This window comes from Microcoleus sp. Pol10D4, assembly GCF_036701555.1.
Classification (GTDB): Bacteria; Cyanobacteriota; Cyanobacteriia; order Cyanobacteriales; family Microcoleaceae; genus Microcoleus.
The window spans coordinates 1-25,681 of the sequence record NZ_JAUBRA010000086.1 but is presented as its reverse complement, the minus strand read 5'-3'; the positions used below and the strand labels follow the sequence as shown (position 1 = coordinate 25,681).

The following is a 25,681-nucleotide window of genomic DNA, read 5'->3' as shown; positions in this document are numbered from 1 at the left end:
TTGCTTTCTATTATGCCATCAACTTAGCCAGACAATTGTCTGAGTATTTATACTGATTGCAAAAGTGGGATGCTCCCATTTGATCAAGGCCGAAAACAACCTAAAACCCTATCAGGGATTGAAACTACTGCACAATAAATGTGCTAGATTAGCTTGGTCAGGCCGAAAACAACCTAAAACCCTATCAGGGATTGAAACAGTAACAAAATTGGGCAATTCTTGCTAAGATTTAAGCCGAAAACAACCTAAAACCCTATCAGGGATTGAAACTTAACAGGCGATCCGGTGTTGTGGCGTTATCTGCCGAAAACAACCTAAAACCCTATCAGGGATTGAAACAGTTACTCCCAAGTTATCTCTGAATACCTCTCAAGCCGAAAACAACCTAAAACCCTATCAGGGATTGAAACAGCTTCCACAAGCTTAGAAGCCCAGATCGATCTAGCCGAAAACAACCTAAAACCCTATCAGGGATTGAAACCGGCTGTTAAAGCCGCCCCAGCCGGATGTATAAGCCGAAAACAACCTAAAACCCTATCAGGGATTGAAACCTAGTCGTTGGAGCTTGAACAATGTGCGCTCCGACAAGCCGAAAACAACCTAAAACCCTATCAGGGATTGAAACTCTTTGGTGCTGTTCGATTTGTTTCCAATTAAGGCCGAAAACAACCTAAAACCCTATCAGGGATTGAAACAGTTGGTTTTTTTTGGATTCGATTATGGAGTTGAGCCGAAAACAACCTAAAACCCTATCAGGGATTGAAACCCACCAGTTCTCCTTTGTTCATAAGTGCGATCGGCCGAAAACAACCTAAAACCCTATCAGGGATTGAAACAGTTTGGGTGGCGGCGGTTTTGCGATCGGCTTGCGGCCGAAAACAACCTAAAACCCTATCAGGGATTGAAACCGATTCATCCTAGTTAGTTTTTAAACCCATGCACACGCCGAAAACAACCTAAAACCCTATCAGGGATTGAAACTTCACTTTGGGAGGGCCGGGGGGCAAATAATTCAAGCCGAAAACAACCTAAAACCCTATCAGGGATTGAAACACTGCTTCACTGGTATAAGCAAACCAATAATCAGGCCGAAAACAACCTAAAACCCTATCAGGGATTGAAACCTTTTGGATGAAGCTGCTATATTCCTTGGTGACGCTGGCCGAAAACAACCTAAAACCCTATCAGGGATTGAAACTCTGTAGGAAAGCCGTGCAGTTTGCATTCTTTGAATAGCCGAAAACAACCTAAAACCCTATCAGGGATTGAAACTGTTCGTCGAGAAAATGATAAGATTACTATGACCAGCCGAAAACAACCTAAAACCCTATCAGGGATTGAAACACGGAAAGCACGACCTATGATTTTGCCGGGTGCAGCCGAAAACAACCTAAAACCCTATCAGGGATTGAAACCGTACCTTTTCGCGTACCAGCTTCCTAAATTTCATGCCGAAAACAACCTAAAACCCTATCAGGGATTGAAACGCAGGTACGTAAGTGATTTGCCCTGGCACAGTAAAGCCGAAAACAACCTAAAACCCTATCAGGGATTGAAACATCGGTTTCTACTGATTCCAGCAGATTCAATTGCCGCCGAAAACAACCTAAAACCCTATCAGGGATTGAAACAACTGTGGCAACAACTTGAACAACACAAGCAAAGCCGAAAACAACCTAAAACCCTATCAGGGATTGAAACCATGAAACTATTGTGAAGCGACAAAAATTCAGCGCCGAAAACAACCTAAAACCCTATCAGGGATTGAAACAATTGATTTTGTTTTTACCACCAAGTACGGCAGCGCCGAAAACAACCTAAAACCCTATCAGGGATTGAAACGATCTACTGATGGATGACTGGGAGATGGGGCCCGGCCGAAAACAACCTAAAACCCTATCAGGGATTGAAACCGCGATCGACCTGGCTGCTGAAAATTGCAAGGAAGATGATGAGCCGAAAACAACCTAAAACCCTATCAGGGATTGAAACCGAAATCCTTACCATCCGCGAACCGCCTGACACAAGGCAGCAGGTGCGCCGAAAACAACCTAAAACCCTATCAGGGATTGAAACAGTACAAACTATGAAAACAAACACCGATAGATTTGCCGAAATGCCGAAAACAACCTAAAACCCTATCAGGGATTGAAACACTACATAAATGGCATCTTGCAAGCTATCCTTAAAGCTATCAAGCCGAAAACAACCTAAAACCCTATCAGGGATTGAAACATCTAAGTCACCTAACTCAACACTATAATCTAAGTTAAAGCCGAAAACAACCTAAAACCCTATCAGGGATTGAAACTTAAGCGTTGCGCTTGTTCCCTTTGCTTCATGTAGCCGAAAACAACCTAAAACCCTATCAGGGATTGAAACTACATCAAATTCGCTCTACATTCCTTTGTGATTACGGCCGAAAACAACCTAAAACCCTATCAGGGATTGAAACGAATTTGAAATTCACACGATCGCACATCGAACTCCAGCCGAAAACAACCTAAAACCCTATCAGGGATTGAAAGACTTCACCGATTTAGCTGAAGCTGAGGCTAACTTCGGCAGAAAACAACCTAAAACCCTATCAGGGGTTGAAACCTCCCAGCTATCCATCTCCTTACTCATCTCTTTGGCTAGAAACAAGTTTACTTCCAACACTTGTCACAGCACAGGTGGTGATCATCGATAATCTCACATTTGATAAAAGTGGTCGGATTCAGGAATTGATTCAAACAGCACGGTGTAGACTATTATATTTACCGCCATACTCTCCAGAGTTTAACAAAATTGAACAAAGAAGAGTTTTGGCTAAAAAGTCAAATTCGTAAACAGCTTGATGAATTTGATTGCTTGCATTTTGGCGACCCTTGGATGTCTTGTGCCTTGCATCCTAACACGGGCAGTTGCTATATGTGATTTACCAGATTATTCAGTTGACACAACCTCAAAATTATGACCAATCAAACAACTTCTCCACTCCTACTAAGTTCATTCACAATCGGAGATTTACCCTTAAAAAACCGGGTAGTCATGGCACCCCTAACGAGATCTAGAGCCGGTGAAACGCGGATGCCCAACGCCTTGATGGCAGAGTATTACACTCAACGAGCCTCCGCTGGTTTAATCATTACAGAAGCCACCGTGGTTTCTACTCAAGCTAATGGTTGGCTCAATACGCCCGGTATTTATTCAGATGAACAAGGCGAAGCTTGGAAACAAGTTGTGACTGCAGTTCATGCCCACGAAACGCCGATTTTCATGCAGCTTTGGCACTGCGGACGAGCTTCCCACAGCAGTTTTCATGAAAACAATCAATTGCCAGTTGCAGCCTCTGCCATCAAAATAAACGGAGAAGGCATTCATACCCCTGTAGGCAAACAACCCTACGAAACCCCCCGCGCTCTAGAAACCCATGAAATCTCCCTGGTTGTAGAAGATTATCGCAAGGCGGCCGAACGAGCAAAAATGGCAGGTTTTGACGGTGTAGAAATTCACGCGGCAAACGGCTATCTTATTGACACATTCCTGCAAACCAAAACCAATCACCGCACAGATTCCTATGGCGGCTCAGTTGAAAACCGTTACCGTTTTCTTAAGGAAATTGTCGAGGCGATTATCACAGTATTTCCGGCAAACCGAGTGGGAGTTAGGCTGTCCCCCAACGGTAATTTCAATGACATGGGTTCTCCCACTTATCGAGAAGATTTTCTGTATTTCGCGGGGCAGTTAAATGCCTATGATTTAGCTTACCTTCACTTGGTGGACGGTTTGGCTTTTGGCTTTCATGAATTGGGAACGCCGATGATGATAGGAGAGTTTCGCGATGTATTTACAGGGCCGCTCGTCGGCAACTGCGGATATACTCAAGAACAGGCTGAAACAGCCCTGAATAGCAAAGTTGCAGATTTAATAGCTTTTGGTCGGGATTTTATCAGCAACCCCGATTTAGTAGAGCGTTTTACTAATGGTTGGCCGCTCAATCCGCCTGCTGAAGTCGGCGTCTGGTATTCTTTTGGGCCTGAAGGTTATATTGATTTCCCTACCTATCAGGAACCAGCAGCTATTTCTTAGTTGAGTTTGTTGGGGCGGGTTTATCAATAATATCATTTCCGGTTACACCGGAATGATGTTGACTGTTGACTGTTGACTGTTGACGCCGTGAACAGTGAACCGTCAACAGTCAACAGTGAACTCGAATTTACTATTCCGATGCTAACGGATTTGATATAAATACCGAGTAAGTGCATCATAGATAATTGTCAACCCGCCCCCCTATAAGATGCAGGGCTATTTCGTTCTAGACAGTAGGCAGGGTTTAGGTTTAGAGTTTAGAAGTCGGATTCACCCTAACTTATGATTTATGAGTTCGCTAGCAATTGTAGAAGCATTTTCGGAATTACCCGACCCACGGCGTGGAGCGGGCTGTCGTCATGAGTATGCGGTCTGTTTAGCGTTATTTACCCTGGCGATTAGCGCAGGATGTGGTGGTTTTCTAGCCATCGGGGATTGGTTAAAGGCTTACCGCGAACCTCTGATTGCGCTGTTTGGGTTCCCGAAGCATGGGATTCCTTCCTACAGTACGCTTCGTCGGACGTTACTGGACTTGGATTATCAATCCTATGGCGCTTGCGTCGCTTCTTTCTGCAAAATTGAACCGAAAAGAGGTGAAACCATGGCCTTAGATGGAAAAGTCCTCCGTGGCTCTTACAACATTGAAACGGGTGATAATCGGACCCCATCCCATCCAGCGATTCAATTGGTGACGGTCTACTTGGTCGAACGAGGACTGATTTTAACTCCCCAACAAGTGGATTGTAAAACCAATGAAATCAAAGCGATTCCACCCGTTTTGGAAGCCTTGGCCCAACGGGGAGTCGTTTTTGCCTTCGATGCCTTGAATACTCAAAAAAAACTTGTGAGCTAATTATTGAGTCTGGGAATGACTATCTCGGTGCCTTAAAAGGGAATCATAGCCATTTTCATAAGCAAATTAAGGAGAAATTTCAATCAGAATCCCATATTAATACCGTTGAAACGGGCCACGGACGAGTGGAACGACGAAGTGTGAGTTTGTGGACAGGCTGGCATGGACTATCGGAGAGCGAAGACTGGGCCGGACTACGAAGTATCATTCGAGTCACGAGTTATCGACACCTGTTAAAAGGTGAATATATTCAAATTAAGAAGCCTGAAACCAGGTACTACATTAGTTCATTGGATGAAACGGTGGAACAATTTGCAACTAGAATTCGCGATTACTGGGGCGTTGAAAATAAGGTCCACTATGTCCGAGATGTGACTCGGCGTAGAAGATGCTTCTAGAGTTCGAGTCGGCGAGCTCCCGGCCATTTTTGCAATTGCTCGTAATTTAGCACTCAATCTTTATCGAGAAGCTGGAGAAACAAATATGGCACAGGCACAACGGCTCGCGGGCTATGGTCTAGACGTTTTGAAGAAGCTGTTTAGAATGAAATAGCCCTGCTATAAGATGTATGGTTAATTTCTCCAAATAAGAGTCGAAGTTGGACTCATATTTAATTTTTATCCCCCGTTGAAAACGAGTATTTATTATTTGTAAAAACACTTCTTCTGGCTCCAGCCTCCCGTCTCCAGCCTCCTGCCCCCTGCCTCCCGTCTCCTGCCTCCAATTTCTAGCTTGCCGGCAAAAGTGAGAGCATCCCGGTTGAGATCGAGAACGTTTCCCCATATCCTAATAACCATAGGGTACTTCAAAACATCCAAGCTGCTAGCTCAGCGTTTGAGTGCCTGAAAAAAATCAATAGCGGAAGCGCTTTTAACAAGATGGCACAAAATCACAAATCAACGGTTATCATTACCGGCGCTTCCTCCGGCGTCGGTTTGTACGGCGCGAAAGCTCTCGCAGACAAGGGATGGCACGTAGTCATGGCCTGTCGGGACGTGCGGAAAGCCGGAGACGCCGCGCGAGAGTTGGGTATACCTGAAGGCAGTTTCTCCATCATGGAGATTGACTTGGGCGATTTGGAAAGCGTGCGCCGATTTGCTAGGGCATTTAAGGCCAGCGGCAGGCCTCTGGACGCTTTGGTGTGCAATGCCGCCATTTATATGCCTTTGATTAAGGAACCGCTGCGGAGCCCGGAGGGTTACGAGTTGACGATGACTACCAATCACCTGGGTCATTTCCTGCTGTGCAACCTGATGATGGAAAATATGAAGCCTTCCTATTATTCCGATGCCAGAATCGTGATTTTGGGAACCGTGACTCACAATCCAGACGAGTTGGGCGGGAAGATTCCGCCGCGCCCGGATTTGGGCAAGTTTGAAGGTTTTGAAGCGGGTTTCAAAGACCCGATTTCGATGGTTGATGGCAAGAAGTTTGAACCCGTCAAGGCTTACAAAGATAGCAAAGTTTGCAACGTACTGACGATGCGGGAATTGCATCGCCGCTTTCACGAATCCACGGGGATTACTTTCACTTCGCTGTATCCGGGATGCGTGGCGGATACGCCACTTTTCCGCAACCACTATCCTTTGTTCCAGAAGCTGTTCCCGCTGTTTCAGAAGAATATCACCGGGGGTTACGTGTCGCAGGAGTTGGCGGGGGAAAGGCTGGCGATGGTGGTTGCTGATCCAGAATACAAGCAATCTGGCGCTTATTGGAGTTGGGGAAATCGCCAGAAAAAAGATGGCAAGTCTTTTGTGCAGAAGGTTTCTCCCCAGGCCCGCGATGATGAAAAAGGCGAGCGGATGTGGGAGTTGAGTGCTAAGTTGGTGGGATTGACTGACGGGGCTCAAATGGGTGCTGCGGCTGGTGCGGGCCGCTCTGCATAATTCACAGTTACAAACCCCCTTGATCAGGCTTGGCGGTTGAAACGGCGTCTACGCATAGGAGGTGGGTAGACGCGGATTCAATAATAAAGGGGGTACTAAAGTCGGATTTGGGATGATGCACCAAAATCAAAGAAACCGGGTTTTTTAGTGGCTCTGGGGGTTGTAACTCACATCTTGCACTATTCTTAAGAACAGGCAAGATGCCTGTTCCACAAGAAAATTTATCTCTTGTGGAACAGGCATCTTGCCTGTTCATAAAAAGATTATTGAGAATGGTGCCAGATCTCAGTTGTAGCGCGTCTTTTCGGACACAACCTGGTTTCTGGTTTACCCTGGTGTCCAGGAATGTTCTTGTCGCTGGATTAGCATGAAAGCGTAGGTTTTGCAATCAAAAAAATTGGTTTTTTTTACCGTTTACGATCGACTTACACGATATTTTTTCGGATAAGAACCCGGTTGATGCGTAAGTCTTGGGAAATGAACAACGGTCGATCGACCTTTTGGTTTTTAGCCGTTGCGAAACTGTTGGCTGGGACGGCTGTTTCCTTTTTTTGCTGTTAAGATTGGTTTTTACTTGAGGGTGCTCTATTGCGGAAAATATTTTCACCCAATTATTCGAGATAATTTGATTCTATGGCTTGTCGATCGCAAAAACTATTTTTACTCGCTGGAATTTTTGGGTTAGTTTGGCTGGGAAAACCAGCGAAAACATCGGCTAGCACAGTTGAAATTTTGACCTCAAATGTTGAGGATTTGGCAGCAGTTAGCAGCGGAGGCGATCGAGGTTTCCTTCCCGATACTAATCTTGACAAACGCGAAGACTTGCCCGTAAAAGACGAGGAAACGCAGTTACCCCCTGAATCAGAACGATCGGCTTTGGCGACAACTCTACGCTTATCCCCACCTGCGGAAATCCCCGACTTAGAGCTGGAAGTGGCAAATTCAGCCGATGATCGCACCTTAAGCACAAAAACTCAAGAAACCGATGTTTTTAACCGAGATCAAAAGCTAGAAGAAAATATTGACCGACAAAAAATTGATTTGGGTATCGATCGAGGCTCGCAACTAAGCCAACTGCCCAACCCAATTCTGCCCAGAGAGCCGGAATTACCTGCACCAATAGCCCCGCAACCTCCCCCACCGTCTCCCCTCCAACCAACCCCGCTAACACCTGTTCCCGGCGATGATAGACCGGGTATTATAGGTACAATTAGGGTCGATCGCTTTGAGTTTGAGGGCAACACAGCTTTTAGCGATCGCGAACTCGCAGAAGTTACGCAACAGTTTGCCGGCCGCGAAATCACCTTTGCCGAACTGATCGCAGCCGAAGCAGCCGTCACTCAAAAATATGTAGCCGCAGGATACATCAATTCCGGCGCTGTAATTCCCGCCAACCAAACCTTTCCGAGAGAAGGAGGTGTGGTGAAAATTCGGATTGTAGAAGGCGGATTAGATGAAATTGTGATTACTGGAAACAGGCGCTTAAATTCAAATTACGTGCGATCGCGCCTAGAACGCGCTACCAGACGGCCCCTCAATAGATCTCGGTTGCTGGAAGCCTTGCAACTGCTGCAACTCGACCCCTTAATTGGCAATATTTCCGCCGAATTGCAAGCAGGAAGCCGCCCGGAAAACAGCCGCTTAGAAGTGCGGGTAAAAGAAGCAGACAGCTTTAACGGTGAAGTGTTCGCAGACAACAATCGATCGCCCAGCGTCGGCAGTTTTCGGCGCGGTGTTCGCATAAATCAAGCAAATTTGCTCGGTTTGGGCGACGGATTAGAGGTATCTTATGCTAACACCGACGGCAGCAACGAATTTAACGGCAGCTACACCGTCCCCGTCAACGCGCGCAACGGCACGATTGCGTTCGCTGCGAGTGCTGCTAGCACCAATATCATCGAGGAACCCTTTGATGCTGCTGAAATTGAGGGGAAATCGCGGACTTATGAGTTAACTTACCGCCAGCCGATTGTCGAAAAGCCCGATCGCACTTTGGCTTTGGGACTAAGTTTTTCGCGGCAAGAAAGCGATACATTCCTCTCAGGGGAACCATTTGCGCTTTCGGCGGGAGCAAATGATCGCGGCGAAACGCGGGTTTCGGCTGTGCGGTTTTTTCAAGAATACGTGCAGCGGAGTTCCAACCAAGTGTTCGCGGCGCGATCGCAATTCTCCCTCGGCACTAATCTGTTCGGCGCTACTGCGAACGATAGCGGCCCTGACAGCCGCTTTCTGGCGTGGCGCGGCCAAGCCCAGTATGTGCGGCTGTTAGCGCCAGAAACCTTGCTGATAGTGCGTTCAGACATTCAATTAGCCGATCGCCCCCTGCTTTCTCTCGAACAAATTGGGATCGGTGGCGTTCAAAGCGTGCGCGGATACCGCCAAGATTTGCTGTTAACTGATAGCGGTGCGATCGCATCGGCTGAAGTGCGAATCCCGGTTTGGCGTGTCCGGGAAGTCGAAGGTTTGTTGCAAGTCGCTCCGTTTATCGATTTTGGGGTAGGGTGGAACCATTCAGGAGAAAAGCCGAATCCTGACTCGGATAAATTGCTGGGTGCGGGTTTGGGGCTGGTTTGGCAGATGGGCGATCGGTTGAATGTGCGTTTAGACTATGGTATTCCTTTGATCAATGCTCGATCGGGCGATCGAACTTTGCAGGAAAAAGGCATCTACTTTAGAATCAATTATTTTCCGTTTTAAGTTGTAGGTTGGGTTGAGTGCGATCGAACGCTTCGCTTCGCCCAACACTTTCATCTTTAGCGCTGACGGTCAAATTTTATTAAGTGGCGGCCTCGATCGCACCATTAAACTGTGGGATATCGCAACCGGATGTTGTATTAGGACGTTGATGGGCGATCGGCTGTATGAAGGGATGAATCTTCGAGGGGCAACGGAATTGACAAACGCTCAAAAAGCTACATTGAAAGTGTTAGGGGATTTGATTTGACATTCGCCGGTCTCTAGTCTCTAGCTTGCTTCCTGCGGGGTAGACACGGAGTTTTTGCGTATGCTTCTGCAGAAATGGTTTTCTATTGTTGTTCAGCGGGGATTTGTACCACTCATAACGTTCCTGGTCAGCGGTTGCCGAGATCTTTGCACCTCACCCAAGCGGATGGGGTCAATCCGCTGCACCAGGGTTGTTAGGCGGCTGATTTTTGTCCCGTTTTTTCTTATACCACTTCCAGATAAAAGGAAATATTGGTACAAGAATACTTGCCCATAACCACTCCAAATTACCAGAAACAAAAGTTGATATCTGCTGACCTACAGAAACATCTACTTTAATTGTCTTATCAAATGTTCGTATAACAAGTGGTACTTTTTCATTCGATACATTGATAATTGCTGACAGGGTAAGATACAGATTCTGATTCCCATCTTTCGTAGGGGTGACTTCCCATTTCCACTGCGTTGTTTTACCTCTGTATACAGCCTGTTCCTGTGGAACTAATGCCTCAATCTTAAAACCTTGTCCCGACAGGTCTGCTTCCATTCGATTTGATATCTGTATTCGTGCCGACTCAATCTGCTCCTGAGACTTCAAAGAAGATTGAAGCTCTTGGACAGATTTGGTTGACGATAAAAGCAATTCGATAATTTTAGGTTCTTCAAACTGCATTTTCTTGGGTGTCTCAAATGCAATATTCCCCCATTCGAGGTTAGTCACTATCTCATCCACAATACCCATAGAGGTGGGAGGTATGGGCGAAGCACTAGGTGAAGGCATAGGAGGCGACATGCTAGGTAAAGGCGTATTTGATGAGGTTCCTCCTGGAGAAACCTCATCTTTGATCGGCACAACTGCCAAAAAAATCACGATCGCAATACCAACTAAAAAACCAAAGATTGCAAGCTTATTTTTCATAAGTATTTCTAACTAACGCCTTCTTGAAAAAGTGGCGAATAGATAGCCTCAGTTAACTTAACTTTGAACACTGACAAATATCCTTGCTTGGCGTCCCACCGGAGAATTAAGCAGCCTAACGATTTAGTTCAACTGCGCGCGATCGCCTTTCAACGAAGCTAACAATCTTAAATTCGCGTCAGTTGCAACGACTAGATTTATCGAAGCACCCCATACTAGAAACCTTAAGCTTTTCCAGATTATTTACCGTGCTGCCGATAAAAATCTTATACTTGTATCGCAGTTGCGGTACAATACTGCATTATAGTCTAAAAATACCGCATATCGATGATGTATGTCAACCCTTTCTTAATCCCCATCAGAATCTCCTTTCCTAGATCGAGTTCGACGCACGATTCGACTCAAGCACTTAACTTGATGGGTGAAAGAGAGTCGAGCTAACACTGGGGAAATCAAAAAAAATGATACATTCATCAGAACTTACTCAGGCTCGAATGACTGTAATTATTCGCCCCATATTTGTTGTAGGAATTTCAGTATTCAACCGTTCTTCCAACTCCGGTGCATTCTCGCGTCGATCGCCATTCTGTTTTCGACCTTGGTAAAAGCCCTAGAAAGAGGCCCAAAGCCATCGGTGCATTATGATAAAGCAAGCAGCGATAAATTTTCGTCTTCATAAAATAATTTAATGGCGTTAAAAGACCGACGCAACAAATTTTCAACTTGCAATGTCGAACAGTTTCCAAGGCGAAGCCAAATAACTTTCGGTGGATTCCCAAATACTAAGCTCAGATCGTGCATATCAGCGTCTTTTGAGACAATCATCAAATTATTATCTTTTGCATAATCCCAAACTACTGGGTCGATCGTTGCTTTCATTCCCACATCTCGAACGTGAAGCGAATTTGGGAAAATATCGCTCAAACGGTTCGGCAATTTGGGCGACAAGTTTTCATCAAAAAGTAATTTCATGCGGATAAGGGAGCGGTCATAAACCGACGCTCACGGTCAGCAGCATAAGCTATGCAGGCTTTTAAATCTTCTCGCGTCAGATCGGGAAAATCATCTAGAATTTCTGCTTCGGTCATCTCGGAAGCCAGGTACTCAAGCACTTCATAAACCGTAATTCGCAAGCCGCGTACACAAGGCTTGCCACCGCGTTTATTTGGTTCGATCGTGATATGGTTTCGGTAGTTCATAGTTGGAATTATCGTCATTGTGTTCTCGACCTTTGCAAAATCTTAGCCTAGGGCTGCGCATCTGGCAAGGTTGTCAGTTATTTTTAGCGCTGACGGTCAAATTTTATTAAGTGGCGGTCTCGATCGCTACTTGGGTCGCGAGCGGGGACGCTCGCACTGATACGATCAAAATATATAATTATGATGGAACCGGAAACGATATAAATCCTAACCTAGTTAACACAAGAGGGCTTGTCTTATGGTTCAGACAAAAACTAAACTAACATTTGCAGAGTTTCTCGAAAAGTACCCAGACGGATCTGGCATCTACGAACTTGTAAATGGAGAGATTGTCAAAGTGGAAGCAACCAGAGCTCATAAAAATGTGGCACGATTTCTAGTATTTGGCTTTAACGATGAAATCAGGCGCTTGGGACTTGACTATATCGTTGACAAAGATATAGTTTTCAGAACTGTAACAGCTTCAGGACAAGAACAAGGCAGAAATCCTGATGTTGGCGTGGTGAAGGCATCTGTATGGAACAGCAATGTACGTGGCTACGGAGCCCTTACCGAACCTATCCAATTGGCTGTTGAAGTTACCTCAACTAACTGGGAAGACGACTATGTGGATAAGCTAGATGAGTATCAACGCCTCGGCATTTGTGAGTATTGGATTGTGGACTATTTAGCGATCGCTTCTAGGGCTTATCTAGGAAATCCCAAAATTCCCACAGTTTTCGTTTACTCTTTGGAAAATGGCAGTTATTTAGTTCAAAGTTTTACAGGTAATGAGCGCATTATCTCTAAAACTTTTCCCGAACTAGAAATCACAGTCGAGCAACTTGTACTCAGCAGCCAAATTCAAAACATTTAGAGAAACGAGATGAGATTACATCGATAAAATTTATCCTGGAAAGAGTGTTTTTATGCCTCCCTTCCATTCCTCTTTACTATTTTCACCATTCTCAAAAACAGGCAAGATGCCTGTTCCACAACTACTAGATTTTACTGAAGTGTGGGCATCTTGCCCGCGCGTAAGTTACTCCCTACTGTTTGCTTTCCTGTTGCTATTTCCCACTTCCGCGATCGCCCAAATCATTCCCGATAATACCCTGGGCCCGGAAAGTTCGCGCACAGTTCCCGATACTATCAATAACATACCCTCAGATAGAATCACTGGCGGTACAACTCGCGGCGTTAACCTATTTCACAGCTTGCGCGAATTTAACATCCGTGAAGGGCGGGGAGCTTATTTTGACAATCCCAGCGGAATTACCAACATTTTCACCCGCGTTACGGGCCCAAACTCCTCAAATATTTTAGGAACTCTGGGAGTTTTAGGCAACGGCAATTTATTCTTAATTAATCCGAAAGGAATTATATTCGGGCCGAATGCGCGGTTAGATTTGCGCGGTTCGTTTATCGGTTCAACGGCTGACAGTATTGTGTTTAATAACGGCTTTGAATTCAGCAGCACCAACCCGCAAACATCCCCGCTGTTAACCGTTAATATTCCCGTTGGTTTAAGATTTAGAGACAATCCCGGTGCAATTGTCAATCAATCGACGGCTGTAGGGAAGGTAAACCTGCCAGCCTCTGCTGTGCCAATTCCGATTAGCGATCGAGTTGGTTTAGCAGTAGAACCTGGCCAAACTTTAGCACTCATTGGCGGCGACATCCAACTGCAAGGCGGCAATTTAACAGCCAGTGGCGGACAAATTTTACTCGGTAGCGCAGCCAGTCCCGGTTTAGTTGATTTTGCAATGACAGCGGGGGAAAAGGGAAATTTAACTTTAAATTATGACAATATTCAAAACTTAGGCAATATTCAAATATCCGATGGATCACTCATCAACACTAGCGGAATTGGTGGTGGCAGAGTAGAGTTAAAAGGTGGAAATGTCGCCCTCAGCGGTGCGCGAATTTATGCGATGACACTGGGAAATATTGATGGTAGAGGTATTGATATCGTCGCTCAAAAGTTGCGAGTGGAAAACGGCACGCAATTTTCTACCCTGACTCTAGGAGATGGTGCAGGAGGTAATATCAACTTGCGGGCTGCTGATTCAGTAGAAATGATCGGGCTGGGAGTTGAGGGCTATCAAGAAGTTGCAATTAAATATTTGGTATCGGGAACTACAGACCCCTTTGACCCGCTAATGATGGTATTTAATGGTAGTGCTGGTGCAGGTTCGGGGGGCGATATTACGATCGACACTGGTCGCCTGCTCTTCAATAATGGCGTAGTAGGTAGTGGTATCACTTTTGGCGGTGGAAGGGGTGGGAATTTAATCATTCGCGCCAATACTTTTGAGATGGTGGGTTCTGGAATAAATAACGGGACAGCTAAAGAAAGTACCGGTACGGGAGGAAGTATTAGTGTTGATGTCGCGAGATTAATTATGCGCGACGGTTCTCTTCTGAGTACGACGAGTTACAGCAGCGGCCCGTCGGGAAATATCAACATTAAAGCTGCCGAATCAGTAGAATTGTCTAACACTGGCCCGACAACAGTTGTGTCAACCGGAATCAGCACGCTGAGTATCAGTTCTAACGGAAGGGCGGGGAATATTAACGTCGATACCAAGCGGTTGAGTCTCTCTGGGGGTTCTGCGTTTACAGTAGGAACAGGTGTTTTAGTTGGCAGGTTTTTGTTTTCTCAGGAGGGCGGGCCTGCTGGAAACTTAACGGTTAGGGCTACTGAATCAGTAGAAATTTCAGGTATTTCTCAACTTTTGAGCAGCGGGATTCAGAATGCGAGTGGCCTGACTTCTGGAACTTTGAGTTCTAGTCGGGGTGGGGATATTCGGATTGATACGCCAAGCCTAACCGTGCGGGATGGGGGGATAGTTTCTACGAGTTCTTTGGGTGTAGGAGATGTGGGGAATATTACTATTAATGCCGATCGCATTGAGGTCAGCGGCAGCGGAAATAATGGTCTGTTTATCAGTACAATTGATGCTTCGGTGGGCAAGATATTTGGTACTAATCCCCAGGCGACGGCAAATGCCGGTTCGTTGAATCTGAATGCCGATCGACTAATTGTCAGAGATGGAGCTACAGTGACAGTGCAGGCGACGGGAACCGGACGCGCTGGTAATATCAATATTGTCGCAAATTCGATCGCTCTTGACAACAAAGCCAGGATTGACGGTACGACTGTATCCGGTACAGGAGCAAATATTAACCTGCAAGCGCGAGACATCCAATTGCGCCACAACAGCCAAATTACCACCGATGCAGGCAGTTCAGACGGCGGCAATATCAACATCAACAGCGACATTCTTGTCGCCCTCCCGCAAGAAAACAGCGACATCACAGCCAACGCCCGCACAGCAGGCGGCGGCCGCGTGAATATCAATGTCCCCAATGTTTTTGGTTTTACAGCAGCCAGCCGCGAACAAGTCAGAAGCAGGTTGGGGCTCAGTGACGGCGAATTTGCAGCGTTGCAAGTAAGTCCTACTTCTCTGCTTCCAAGCAGCGACATCGCGGCGATTTCCCAAAGTGGTGGCCCGGCTTTGCAAGGGGCGGTAACATTTAGTTCTGTTGGAGTGAATCCCGTTCAAGGTTTAGTGGAACTGCCGCAAAATGTGGTCAATCCGGCTGCGTTAATTGCTGCAAATCCCTGCATCCAAGGGGCCGAGAACGAGTTTACTGTGACTGGTCGCGGGGGATTGCCACCAAGTCCTAATGAAGTTCTCAGCAGCCCTCTATCGCCGTTGCCGTGGGTAGAACCAGCGGTAGGTGGAAGTCAGCAAATAGAAGGTCAAAGAGCCTCCATAGAAATTCGACCAACAGAAATTATTCCCGCTCAAGGTTGGGTAATGGACGATCGAGGACAAGTAACGCTGGTAGCATATAATTCTGGTGGTGGTGCATCTCTTCGCAGTCCGAAACCGACGGGTGTTTGCGTACCTCAATAGGTACTCTTCAGGTTTTAGCTAATCCCTCCCTATTTTCCTAATACTAAATTAACCAGACTTCAAAGATGCGCCGCCAATCTTCCGCTCTATTTTTTGCCTTTTTATTGCTGTTTCCTTTTCCTGCGATCGCCCAAATCATCCCCGATAATAGCTTGGGTGCAGAAAGTTCGCGGACAGTTCCCGACACTATCAACAACTTACCCTCAGATAGAATCACTGGCGGTGCAACTCGCGGAGCAAATTTATTTCATAGTTTCCAACAATTTAACGTTGGTGAAGGACGAGGCGCATATTTTGCCAATCCTAACGGGATTGCGAATATTTTTACCCGCGTTACGGGTGGCAACCCTTCTAATATTTTAGGTGTGTTGGGAGTCCAAGGAAATGCCAACTTATTTTTACTTAATCCCAAAGGAATTGTCTTCGGCTCCAATGCGAGGTTAGATTTGCGCGGTTCATTTTTAGCAAGTTCTGCAGATAGCGTAGTTTTCGATAATGGCGCTCTATTCAGCAGCAGCAATCCCCAATCAGTACCGCTGTTAAATGTCAATATACCTATCGGTTTAAACTTTCGAGAAAATCCGGGGAAAATCATTAACTCTTCAGCAGCACCAGCCTTAAATTTACCAGATTTACCTCCAGGGCTCCCGCCGATTTTTAATAACATTGGCTTAGCAGTTGAACCCGGACAAACACTCGCCCTAGTGGGAGGAGATATGGAATTAAATCAGGGAACACTCACTGCCTCAACCGGACAAATTTTGCTCGGTAGCGTCGCTAGTCCGGGGATGGTGGGATTGGAGGCAACGCCATTGGGATTAAGTTTAAACTATGACAAGGTTTCCAACTTTGGTAATATAGAAATAACCAACGGCTCAGTGCTCAACACCAGTGGACTCGGTGGCGGTAAAGTCGAGATTCGAGGTGGAAATGTCAACCTCAATAATGGGAAGATTTATGCACTGACTTTGGGAAATATCGATGGTAGGGGCATCGATATTAACGCTCAACAGTTTCGGGCCCAAGGTGGGGCGCAAATCTCCACGCTGACAACAGGAAGTGGTGTCGGAGGCGCTGTCAATATCCGGGCTACCGACTCAGTAGAAATGAACGGGATTGGATTGGCTCTCTTTACCGTTTTTGCCGGTAAGTATTTGCTATCTGGATCGATCGCCCCTTTTGACCCCCAACTTGTCCTAATTACTGGCACTGCTGGCATGGGAAATGCCGGAAGCATTACAATCGACACCGCAAAACTGTTGATGAACAATGGAAGTGCATTGACTACCGGCACCTTCAGTACGGGTAACGCCGGAAATATAACCATCCGTGCTAGGGTTTTCGATCAAGTCAGTTCTGCGGTCAACAGCGGCACATTTACCGGGAGTGCGGGTGAGGGAGCAGATTTTTCCTTTGAGGGAGAGCGTTTAACCGTAAGTGATGGTTCTGCTTTACTCACCATAACTCGCGATCGAGGATCATCCGGGGATATTAACATTAAAGCTTCTGAAGCAGTAGAAGTGCTGCGGACTCCTCCTCGAAGTCCCGTAGCAACCTTAATGGCCTCAACTGCAGGCGGTGTGAATGGGCAAGCTGGGGACATTAATATCGACACGAAGCGCTTGAGGATTTCAGACGGAGCCGGAATTAGTTTATCTAGCGGCTCAGTTGTTGGCAACCAACCCTTTAATACAACTGGGGGGCAAGGAGGTAATTTGACAGTTAGGGCCACTGAGTCAGTAACAGTCGAGGGTATTTCTGGAGTTTTGGCGAACGGCAGTCGGGGCCCCAGTTTTATCTCCGCTGATGCTAACGCTGCTAATCGGGGAGGAAATATGAACATTTCTACACCTGTACTGACTCTCCGAGGTGGGGGAGTTATGACTACTGCATCTTTAGGCAAAGGAGAAGCCGGAAGTATCACAATTGATGCGGGGCGTGTAGAAATTATTGGTAATGGAGGTCAAGGTGAATTTAACAGTCAAATTCAGACTTCCGTGGGGATTGCATCTCGTGTTAGAAATCCCAATGCTACGGCTAACGGAGGTTCGTTAAATCTGGATGTCGGGCAATTGATTCTTCGCAATGGGGGAACACTCAATCTGCAAGCATTGGGTTCGGCACGGGCTGGTAACATTAACGTGAAAGCAGATTCAATTTTCCTTGACAACCAAAGCAGCATTGACGGTAGAACTGAATCCGGTGCCGGAGCAAATATTAACCTTGAAGCACGGGATGTCCAGTTGCGTCGAGGGAGCCGAATCACAACTGATGCCAGTATTTCTGAGGGTGGCAATATCAACATTAAAAGCGATATTCTGGTTGCTATCCCCAATGAAAATAGCGATATTACTGCTAATGCGCGATCGGCCCAAGGTGGTCGCGTTAATATTAATGTCCCCAATGTTTTCGGGTTTACATCAGTCAGTCGTGAACAGGTTCGAGGGAGTTTGGGATTAACAGATGATCAATTTGCAGCGTTGCAAGTAAGTCCTACTTCTCTAGTTCCTACCAGCGATATTGCGGCGATTTCCCAAAGTAGCGGCCCGGCTTTGCAGGGTACTGTAACATTTAGTTCTTCTGGGGTGAATCCTGCTCAAGGTTTAGTGGAACTGCCACAAAATGTGGTGAATCCGGCTGCGTTAATTGCTGCAAATCCCTGCATCAGAGGGGCAGAGAGCGAGTTTACAGCTACTGGGAAAGGAGGAGTGCCTCCAAGTCCTAATGATGCCCTCAGCAGCCCTCTATCGCCTTTGCCGTGGGTGGAAGAGGCAGGAAGTTCGGCAACTAGCAATGTAGAGGATTTAACCGATGTAACCGATCGAGGGAAGAAGGAAGAAGGGGCAATCCCCGATCGGGAAGTTGTTCCGGCGCAAGGTTGGGTAGTGAATGCGAAAGGAGAAGTTACGCTTGTTGGATATAATCCGGGTAATGCTGCTGACTCTCGCAATCCTCGGCAGAATTCTGGTTGTGCGCCGCGTTGAAATTAGGGGTTTTTTGACCGCAGATGTAGGGGGATTAACGCGGATTAACGCAGATCAAGAATAAGATGTATTTGGGTTAATTAGTATGTGTGTCTGCGGTTGTAATTTTATTTTCTAAATATGAACTTTACCCGATCGCTCCGACAAGTAATTCTGTTATTTGTGATTTCCTGTCTGCTATCCGTTGCGATTCCTCCCGGAGTTGCTCAGCTTAATCCACCACAAGCGGTGCAGCTTGTCCGACAAGCTCGAACTCTTTACCAAGAGGAACGTTTTTCGGAAGCTGTACCGTTGTTGCAGCAAGCGGCAAGCCAGTTTGAGGCAAAAGGCGAAAATCTCGATCGCGCCACAGCTTTGAGTAATTTAGCTGCAACCTACGGGCAGTTGGGGCTTTGGGAAGAAGCAGAACAAGCTGTAAATTCGAGTTTGTCGGCTGTGCGAACACAAGCCAACACTCCCGAACAGCAGCGGATTTTGGCTGAAACTCTCAACATTCAAGGACAGTTGCAACTTGAACGGGGGCAGACTCAAGATGCGATCGATAACTTGGAGTTAAGCGCTAAAATTTTCGAGCAAATTGATAGAAAAAACCAACTTTTTCAAGTTCAAATTAATCAAAGTCGGGCTTGGGAAATTCTCGGACTTTACCCCAGAGCTTGCAAAATGCTGTTAGCTTCTTTCAAGTTGGAAAACCAAACTTGCGAAATTTCGGCAGCGGGTTTGGAAACTTTGAAAAATGGATCGGTTTCCCTCGAACAAGTCCGGGCAATTCATGCTTTAGGGCGGGTACTGCGGGTTTTGGGACAACTGGAACGATCGCAGGATGTGCTGTCGGCTGGACTCGAAGCAGCCCAAAAATTAGGTTCCCGGTCAGAGGAGGCTGCAATTTATCTCAATCTGGGCAATACGGTACGGGCTAAAAGCAATAAACCGGGTTTGACACCAGAACAGCGGGCTGATTGGGAACGCTTTGCCCTAGAGTATTATGGTCGATCGATCCAGGCGATATCGGATCGATCACTCCTACAAATTCAAGCAAAGTTAAACCAATTGAGTTTGTTGATTGATCGCCAAGATTGGTCTGAAGCAGAGGCTTTGTGGCGTTCTCTGGAACCTCAAACCGAGCAATTTGGCTCGAACCGCGCCGGACTTTATGCTCAAATTAATCTAGCTCAAAGCTTGATGAAATTAGCTCAGTCGCCTGCGAAAACTGTGAGTTTAAGCGATATTGACACAATGCTCGATCGCTCTGTCGAACCAGCAAACAGTTTGGGCGACAAACGCATACAAGCTTATATTCTGGCAGCTAAAGGCAAACTATCGGAAATCCAACAGCAGTATCAGAAAGCGGAAAATCTCACAACTGAGGCTTTGACTTTAGCACCGGCGTTTCAATCTCCCGATATTGCTTATCAATTGTTTTGGCAACTGGGGCGGATTCGGAAAGCTCAGGGCAATACAGAAGGGGCGATCGCTCAATATACTCAAGCTGTTAATATACTGTCTTCTCTGCGGGGCGATTTGGTGACAGTCAATCCCGAAGTGCAATTTTCGTTTCGGGAAAGTGCCGAACCGGTTTATCGCGAATTAGTCGGGCTGCTTTTGCAAGAGGAATCTCCCAGTCAAGCTAAGTTGAAACTAGCGCGCCAAACGGTGGAATCTTTGCAGTTGGCGGAATTGGACAACTTTTTTCGGGATGCTTGCGCTGATGCTAAACCAAAGTCTATCGAGGAAATTGATCCGACAGCGGCGGTGATTTATCCGATTATTTTGAGCGATCGTTTGGAGGTAATTTTGTCAATTCCCGGCAAACCCCTGCGTCGCTACGCTACTGTGAAGTCTCAATCTGAGTTGGAAACTGCCTTCAGGCAAGCCAAAAATCTCATCAGGCCTGCTGCTTTCCCCCGCAACAGGAGGCAACCCGTTGAACAGGTTTATGACTGGTTAATCCGCCCCGCAGAGGCGGATTTGACCGCCGCCGGGATTAAAACCCTGGTATTTGTGCTCGACGGTTATTTGCGGAATCTGCCGATGGCGGTGCTGCACGACGGTGAAAAGTTTTTGGTAGAAAAATACAGCATTGCTTTGGCACCGGGATTGCAATTGCTGGCACCGAAACCGCTGAACAAAGTCAAGTTAAAAGTGCTCACCGCTGCCCTCTCCGAAGCGCGTCAAGGCTTCTCGGCTTTGCCGGGGGTGAAGGAGGAAGTTGAACAAATTGCAGCCGAGATGCCGGCGAGTTCGCTGCTGAATGAAGATTTTGTCAGCGGGCGATTGCACGATCAAATTAAAGCTTTGTCTTACCCGATCGTCCATTTGGCAACTCACGGTCAGTTTAGCTCGAATGCGGCGGATACTTTTATTGTGACTTGGGATCAGAAAGTGAATGTTAAGGAGTTCGATCAACTGCTGCGAGCCCGCACTGGGGAGAGACAACAGCCGATCGAACTTTTGGTTTTGAGCGCTTGCGAAACTGCTTCGGGCGATAACCGCGCCGCTTTGGGTTTGGCCGGGGCCGCAATTCGATCGGGTGCCCGCAGCACCGCCGCCACCCTTTGGCAAGTCAACGACGAATCTACAGCTATCTTTATGACTGAGTTTTACAAGCAACTGGCTTCTTCTAAAACCAGCAAAGCTGAAGCCCTCCGCAACGCTCAATTAACGCTGTTGCAAAACCCACAGTATCAGAACCCGTATTTCTGGGCACCTTTCGTGCTTGTGGGCAATTGGCAGTAATTTAAGATGGGGAATCGGGAATCGGGCATCGGGCATTGGGGATTGGGGATTGGGGATTGGGCATTGGGGATTGGGCATTGGGGATTGGGCATTGGGGATTGGGCATTGGGCATTGGCCATTGGGCATTGGGCTTGCAGTCAACAGTCAACAGCCAACAGTCAACAGCCAACTGTCAACTGTCAACTGTCAACAGACAACTAACTGAAATGCAGTTGGTTTTTTGTTAAAGTTTGTAAACTGTTAAGAGTGCTTTCTGCATCTAATATTTTTTCGAGGAGTCCCATGAAGCAACTTTTGATTGCTGAGCGCTTTTGCCTGATTGCCCACGTCTTGTCAATGGCTTTTGGATTGGCAGGGTTGCTGCTGATTTTACCCCGTCCCGAATTGGTGATGAGTTTGCCACCAGCAGGGCAAACGCTATTCCAGTGGGGGATGGCTGGGGGTGGAGTAGTTTATATCATCTTTGGTGCAGCAGCAGTTGCTCTCTATTCCTTGCGGACATTGGGTTTGGGTGCAACTCTGGCCTTTTTAGTGCCTTCTGTGTTTTTGTCCTTGAGTAGCGAGTTGTTAGGAACGAGTACGGGTTTTCCCTTCGGGCACTACCATTATTTGAGCGGTTTGGGCTACAAAATTGCAGGGCTGGTTCCGTTTACAATTCCCCTCTCGTGGTTTTATCTGGGACTGGTTTCCTATGTAATTGCTCGCGCTGGAGTAGGTGGCGGTAAAGGTAAGCTCAACTGGGTGCGCCAAATAGGGGCGATCGCCCTTGGTGCTTTGCTGCTAACAGCTTGGGATTTTGTACTAGATCCGGCGATGAGTCAAACTTCTGTGCCTTTTTGGGAGTTTGAGGAACTTGGGGCTTTCTTTGGGATGCCTTACCGCAATTTGGCTGGCTGGATGGGTACGGGGGCGCTATTTATGTCTGTAGCAGCTTTCTTGTGGAGAAAAACACCGATTAAATTAGAGCGATCGGAATTGGGTTTGCCCTTAATTGTTTATTTGGTAAACTTTGCTTTCGGAGCAATTATCACTGTAGTTTCCTTGGATTCTCGGTTCTGGTTCCCGACATCGCTAGCGGTGCTTCTGGGTGTAGTTCCGGCGATCGCGTTAAGCTGGATCGCTAAACCCGCAACAGGTGACGTAACCGAAACAATGCCGTCTTTGGAGACATCTGTTATCACGGCTAAAATTCCACCTGAGCCCGTGGGCGTTTTGCGTAAGTGAGTTGCTAGCGAGCAACCCCGGCTGATTTAGCAAAAATTTACACTAAATTTTGAGCTAGTTTAAAAACCCGGTTTCTTGTAGAAACCGGGTTTTTCAGTGGCGATTTTTTCATTCCCAATTCCTGTAATATGTTTGAGGTCAAAATTTTATTAAATTTTTTAAATTGATATCAGTTACCAAAAAAATGAACTGTAAATAAGCTCGCAACCCATATCCCAATAGGGTTCAGTTAAGCTCGATCCCCCCTAGCCCCCCTTAAAAAGGGGGGGACAAGAACTTACTCAAAGTCAACCCCTACTCCCCTTCTTAAGGGGGATTTAGGGGGATCTCCGAGGAATAAATAGTTTTAACCCAAGCGTATTGACCCATATCCAGTCAGTCATTCCCAATTATTCAATTGTTTAATAGTATGGTTTTCCCGATCGCCCCTCACCTCTTCTCGCAACCGCTGACAAGTATCATCCCTGTCGCACTCCTGCTTCTGCAATTGCCCGCCGCAGCCCTTCTGATGTCGCGTTTGATTAAAGGCCCATCGCGCATCCCACCCCTGGAACCGGATTCGCCGACGCTGGATTTGTTGGGTGTTTGTACTGCGGTAGTACCGACTTTGAACGAAGCCGATCGAATTTCGCCTTGTTTGGAAGGATTAAGCCGCCAAAGTTACGAACTCCGAGAAGCGATCGTGGTTGACAGCTATTCGGTAGACGGAACCGGAGATTTAGTCAAAGCTGCTGCACAAAAAGACCCCCGGTTTCGCTTGATTAACGACGATCCGCTGCCGGCGGGTTGGGTAGGGCGTCCGTGGGCGCTGAATGCGGGTTTTTTGGCAAGTTCCGAGAAGTGCGAGTGGATTTTGGGGATAGATGCGGATACTGTGCCGCATCCCGGCTTGATTGCGAGTTTGCTGAAGACGGCGGCGGCTGGAAAGTACGATTTGATTTCGCTGTCGCCGCAGTTTATCCTCAAGTATCCGGGGGAGTTGTGGCTGCAACCTGCTTTGTTAATGACTTTGGTTTATCGGTTCGGGCCGACGGGGACTGGCGGGGATGTGCCGGAACGGGTGATGGCGAACGGTCAGTGTTTCTTGTGTAAGCGCGAGGTTTTGGTGGCTTTGGGGGGCTATGAGGTCGCGAGGGGTTCTTTTTGCGATGATGTGACTCTGGCTCGCTATGCGGCTGCTAAGGGCTTTAAGGTGGGCTTTTTGGATGGGGCTAAGGTGTTGAAGGTGCGGATGTATGAGGGGGCGATCGAGACTTGGAATGAATGGGGTCGATCGCTCGATTTGAAAGATGCTGCTTCTGGCGGTCAAATTTGGGGCGATTTGTGGCTGTTGCTGGCGGTTCAAGGTTTGCCGGTGCCGATTGTGTTGTGCTATTTGCTGTTTGGTTCGCTGCCGCCGGTTGGTGTATTTCCGCACTTTTGGCTGTTGGGATTGAATGTATTTTTGGTTGCAGTGCGATCGGCTTTGTGTTTCGCGATCGCACCTTCCTACGATACAACTGGGGCATCGGGTAAATGGCTGTTTTGGCTGTCACCTTTGGCCGATCCGCTGGCGTTTTTGCGTATTCTAATTTCTGCTTTAAATCAGCCTACTCAGTGGCGCGGCAGAAAGTATGAATAATCGTTAAATTTTTGCTACAGCTTTTAAAATTGGTAGAAGTGCGATCGCCCTTTTGGATCGAATGGGCGATCGTACTTTTCTTCCTTTCCTAAATCAGCAGGAAATTAGCGGATGTAATCGCATTGGCACTCACTCCAATCATCACGCCTAACTCTTCTCCTGTCAAGATATTCTTGATGAGAGTTCCCTGAGTATTTTGAGTTATTGCTAACTGAGCAAAACTCAAACCTCCAGTTAATCCAATCAAATCTTGACCCCGGGTAAAATCAGCGATTATGTCAAATCCTTGACCAGCTTTTAAGACAAAGATATCGTTACCGCTACCGCCAATCAAACTATCATTGCCCAAGTCTCCGTAAAGAATATCATCACCTTGACTACCAGTGAGAGTATCGTTATCTTCGCCTCCGTACAGGGTATCATTTCCTTCACATCCTCCCAGGATATCGGCTCCTTCGTTATCGCTAATTAAGTCATTACCTTCACCGCCGCAGATGGTATCCGAACCTAACTGTCCAAACAGGGAGTCATCACCTTGACTACCAAGCATTATGTCGTTACCTTTGCCTCCATATAAAACGTCATTATCCTTACCACCATTGATGAAATCATCATCTTTATCACCAAGAATGATGTCATTACCTTCGCGGCCATGTAACAAGTCATTGGCTTTGCCTCCGAAGATTAAATCGTTGCCCAATTCGCCAAGCACGATGTCGTTTCCTTCATCTCCATAGAGGATGTCGTCACCTTTGCCTCCAGTGATGAAGTCGTTGCCAAAGTTGCCATTAAAGATGTCGTTGTTGGCTCCACCATATAAGTTATCATTCCCGGATTTGGCATCGAATATATTGCCGTTGTTACTGCCGAAAAATTCATCGTTTTGGGCAGTGCCTATTTGAATCCCCGATACACCAAGTATGGTGTTTTCAACCGAGTTAGGTTGGTTTAAGTTGGGATAGGCAAGGTCATCGCAGATGCAGTCATCGTTAGGGATGTTGTTGGTTGTTGGTGTTGGCGTTACCGATGGTGTTGGGGTTATCGATGGCGTTGGTGCCGGAGTTGGTGTTGGTGTTGATTCAGGTGCCGGAGTTGGTGTTGGTGCAGGTGCAGGAGTTGGTGTTGGTGCAGGTGCAGGAGTTGGTGCAGGCGTTGGTGCAGGCGTTGGTGCAGGCGTTGGTGCAGGCGTTGGTGCAGGCGTTGGTGCAGGCGTTGGTGCAGGCGTTGGTGCAGGCGTTGGTGCAGGCGTTGGTGCAGGCGTTGGTGCAGGCGTTGGTGCAGGCGTTGGTGCAGGCGTTGGTGCAGGCGTTGGTGCAGGCGTTGGTGCAGGCGTTGG

General features: G+C 47.0%; 16 protein-coding genes, 2 pseudogenes and 1 CRISPR repeat array. Of the genes and pseudogenes, 14 read left to right on the top strand and 4 right to left on the bottom strand.

Annotation, left to right across the window (positions count from 1 at the left end; all coding sequences use genetic code 11):
• Nucleotides 1–88: 88 nt before the first annotated feature.
• Nucleotides 89–2,601: a CRISPR direct-repeat array (repeat unit 37 nt; unit sequence GCCGAAAACAACCTAAAACCCTATCAGGGATTGAAAC).
• Nucleotides 2,602–2,645: 44 nt separating this feature from the next.
• The 6 genes and pseudogenes from QUA36_RS27785 to QUA36_RS27760 form a co-directional block, all read left to right on the top strand.
• Nucleotides 2,646–2,831, top strand: a pseudogene (locus QUA36_RS27785) (transposase); the annotation flags it as partial.
• A gap of 124 nt (nucleotides 2,832–2,955) precedes the next feature.
• Nucleotides 2,956–4,074 carry an alkene reductase gene (locus tag QUA36_RS27780; RefSeq protein WP_333459786.1) on the top strand — a complete coding sequence of 373 codons (1,119 nt, stop codon included), beginning with the start codon at nucleotides 2,956–2,958 and terminating at the stop codon, nucleotides 4,072–4,074.
• Between the two features lie 289 nt (nucleotides 4,075–4,363).
• A pseudogene (locus QUA36_RS31460) lies at nucleotides 4,364–5,325 on the top strand (ISAs1 family transposase).
• Between the two features lie 480 nt (nucleotides 5,326–5,805).
• Entirely contained in the window at nucleotides 5,806–6,813 is a 1,008-nt protein-coding gene (locus QUA36_RS27770; RefSeq protein WP_333099251.1) for a protochlorophyllide reductase, read from the top strand.
• 633 nt (nucleotides 6,814–7,446) lie between these two features.
• On the top strand, nucleotides 7,447–9,510 hold the full coding sequence (locus QUA36_RS27765) for a ShlB/FhaC/HecB family hemolysin secretion/activation protein (protein WP_333459785.1): 2,064 nt from the start codon (nucleotides 7,447–7,449) through the stop codon (nucleotides 9,508–9,510).
• A gap of 13 nt (nucleotides 9,511–9,523) precedes the next feature.
• Complete coding sequence (locus tag QUA36_RS27760) at nucleotides 9,524–9,757, top strand: hypothetical protein (protein WP_333459784.1); 234 nt, start codon at nucleotides 9,524–9,526, stop codon at nucleotides 9,755–9,757.
• A gap of 171 nt (nucleotides 9,758–9,928) precedes the next feature.
• Here the strand turns inward: QUA36_RS27760 and QUA36_RS27755 are convergent, their stop codons facing one another.
• Nucleotides 9,929–10,675, bottom strand: coding sequence for a hypothetical protein (locus QUA36_RS27755; protein WP_333459783.1), 747 nt, complete (start codon nucleotides 10,673–10,675; stop codon nucleotides 9,929–9,931).
• A gap of 461 nt (nucleotides 10,676–11,136) precedes the next feature.
• On the opposite strand from QUA36_RS27755, the gene QUA36_RS27750 reads away from it, so the two are divergent.
• Complete coding sequence (locus QUA36_RS27750; protein ID WP_333459782.1) at nucleotides 11,137–11,280, top strand: hypothetical protein; 144 nt, start codon at nucleotides 11,137–11,139, stop codon at nucleotides 11,278–11,280.
• 34 nt (nucleotides 11,281–11,314) lie between these two features.
• Here QUA36_RS27750 and QUA36_RS27745 read toward each other — a convergent pair whose 3' ends face one another.
• Together QUA36_RS27745 and QUA36_RS27740 are read right to left on the bottom strand one after the other, a co-directional pair.
• A complete protein-coding gene (locus QUA36_RS27745; protein WP_333459781.1) occupies nucleotides 11,315–11,647 on the bottom strand; it encodes a DUF5615 family PIN-like protein in 333 nt (110 codons plus the stop codon).
• Nucleotides 11,644–11,874 carry a DUF433 domain-containing protein gene (locus QUA36_RS27740; protein ID WP_190742120.1) on the bottom strand — a complete coding sequence of 77 codons (231 nt, stop codon included), beginning with the start codon at nucleotides 11,872–11,874 and terminating at the stop codon, nucleotides 11,644–11,646. The genes QUA36_RS27745 and QUA36_RS27740 overlap by 4 nt, the downstream gene beginning before the upstream one ends.
• A 238-nt stretch (nucleotides 11,875–12,112) precedes the next feature.
• On the opposite strand from QUA36_RS27740, the gene QUA36_RS27735 reads away from it, so the two are divergent.
• The 7 genes from QUA36_RS27735 to cruG all read left to right on the top strand — a co-directional run bounded on the left by QUA36_RS27735 (nucleotide 12,113) and on the right by cruG (nucleotide 24,345).
• Nucleotides 12,113–12,730 (top strand): Uma2 family endonuclease, encoded by a 618-nt coding sequence (locus QUA36_RS27735; RefSeq protein WP_333165228.1) that lies wholly within the window; start codon nucleotides 12,113–12,115, stop codon nucleotides 12,728–12,730.
• A gap of 106 nt (nucleotides 12,731–12,836) precedes the next feature.
• On the top strand, nucleotides 12,837–15,779 hold the full coding sequence (locus QUA36_RS27730) for an S-layer family protein (protein WP_333459780.1): 2,943 nt from the start codon (nucleotides 12,837–12,839) through the stop codon (nucleotides 15,777–15,779).
• Between the two features lie 65 nt (nucleotides 15,780–15,844).
• Nucleotides 15,845–18,763 (top strand): two-partner secretion domain-containing protein, encoded by a 2,919-nt coding sequence (locus QUA36_RS27725; protein ID WP_333459779.1) that lies wholly within the window; start codon nucleotides 15,845–15,847, stop codon nucleotides 18,761–18,763.
• A 120-nt stretch (nucleotides 18,764–18,883) separates the two neighbouring features.
• Nucleotides 18,884–21,499 (top strand): CHAT domain-containing protein, encoded by a 2,616-nt coding sequence (locus QUA36_RS27720; protein ID WP_333459778.1) that lies wholly within the window; start codon nucleotides 18,884–18,886, stop codon nucleotides 21,497–21,499.
• Between the two features lie 6 nt (nucleotides 21,500–21,505).
• On the top strand, nucleotides 21,506–21,727 hold the full coding sequence (locus tag QUA36_RS27715) for a hypothetical protein (RefSeq protein WP_333459777.1): 222 nt from the start codon (nucleotides 21,506–21,508) through the stop codon (nucleotides 21,725–21,727).
• Nucleotides 21,728–21,782: 55 nt separating this feature from the next.
• Nucleotides 21,783–22,724, top strand: a complete 942-nt coding sequence (cruF, locus tag QUA36_RS27710) for a gamma-carotene 1'-hydroxylase CruF (RefSeq protein ID WP_333165218.1) — start codon at nucleotides 21,783–21,785, stop codon at nucleotides 22,722–22,724.
• 409 nt (nucleotides 22,725–23,133) lie between these two features.
• Nucleotides 23,134–24,345: a 2'-O-glycosyltransferase CruG gene (cruG, locus tag QUA36_RS27705; RefSeq protein WP_333459776.1), complete on the top strand. Its 1,212-nt coding sequence runs from the start codon at nucleotides 23,134–23,136 to the stop codon at nucleotides 24,343–24,345.
• Nucleotides 24,346–24,433: 88 nt separating this feature from the next.
• Here the strand turns inward: cruG and QUA36_RS27700 are convergent.
• The coding region (locus QUA36_RS27700; RefSeq protein WP_333459775.1) for a calcium-binding protein at nucleotides 24,434–25,681 on the bottom strand (1,248 nt) is incomplete at its 5' end.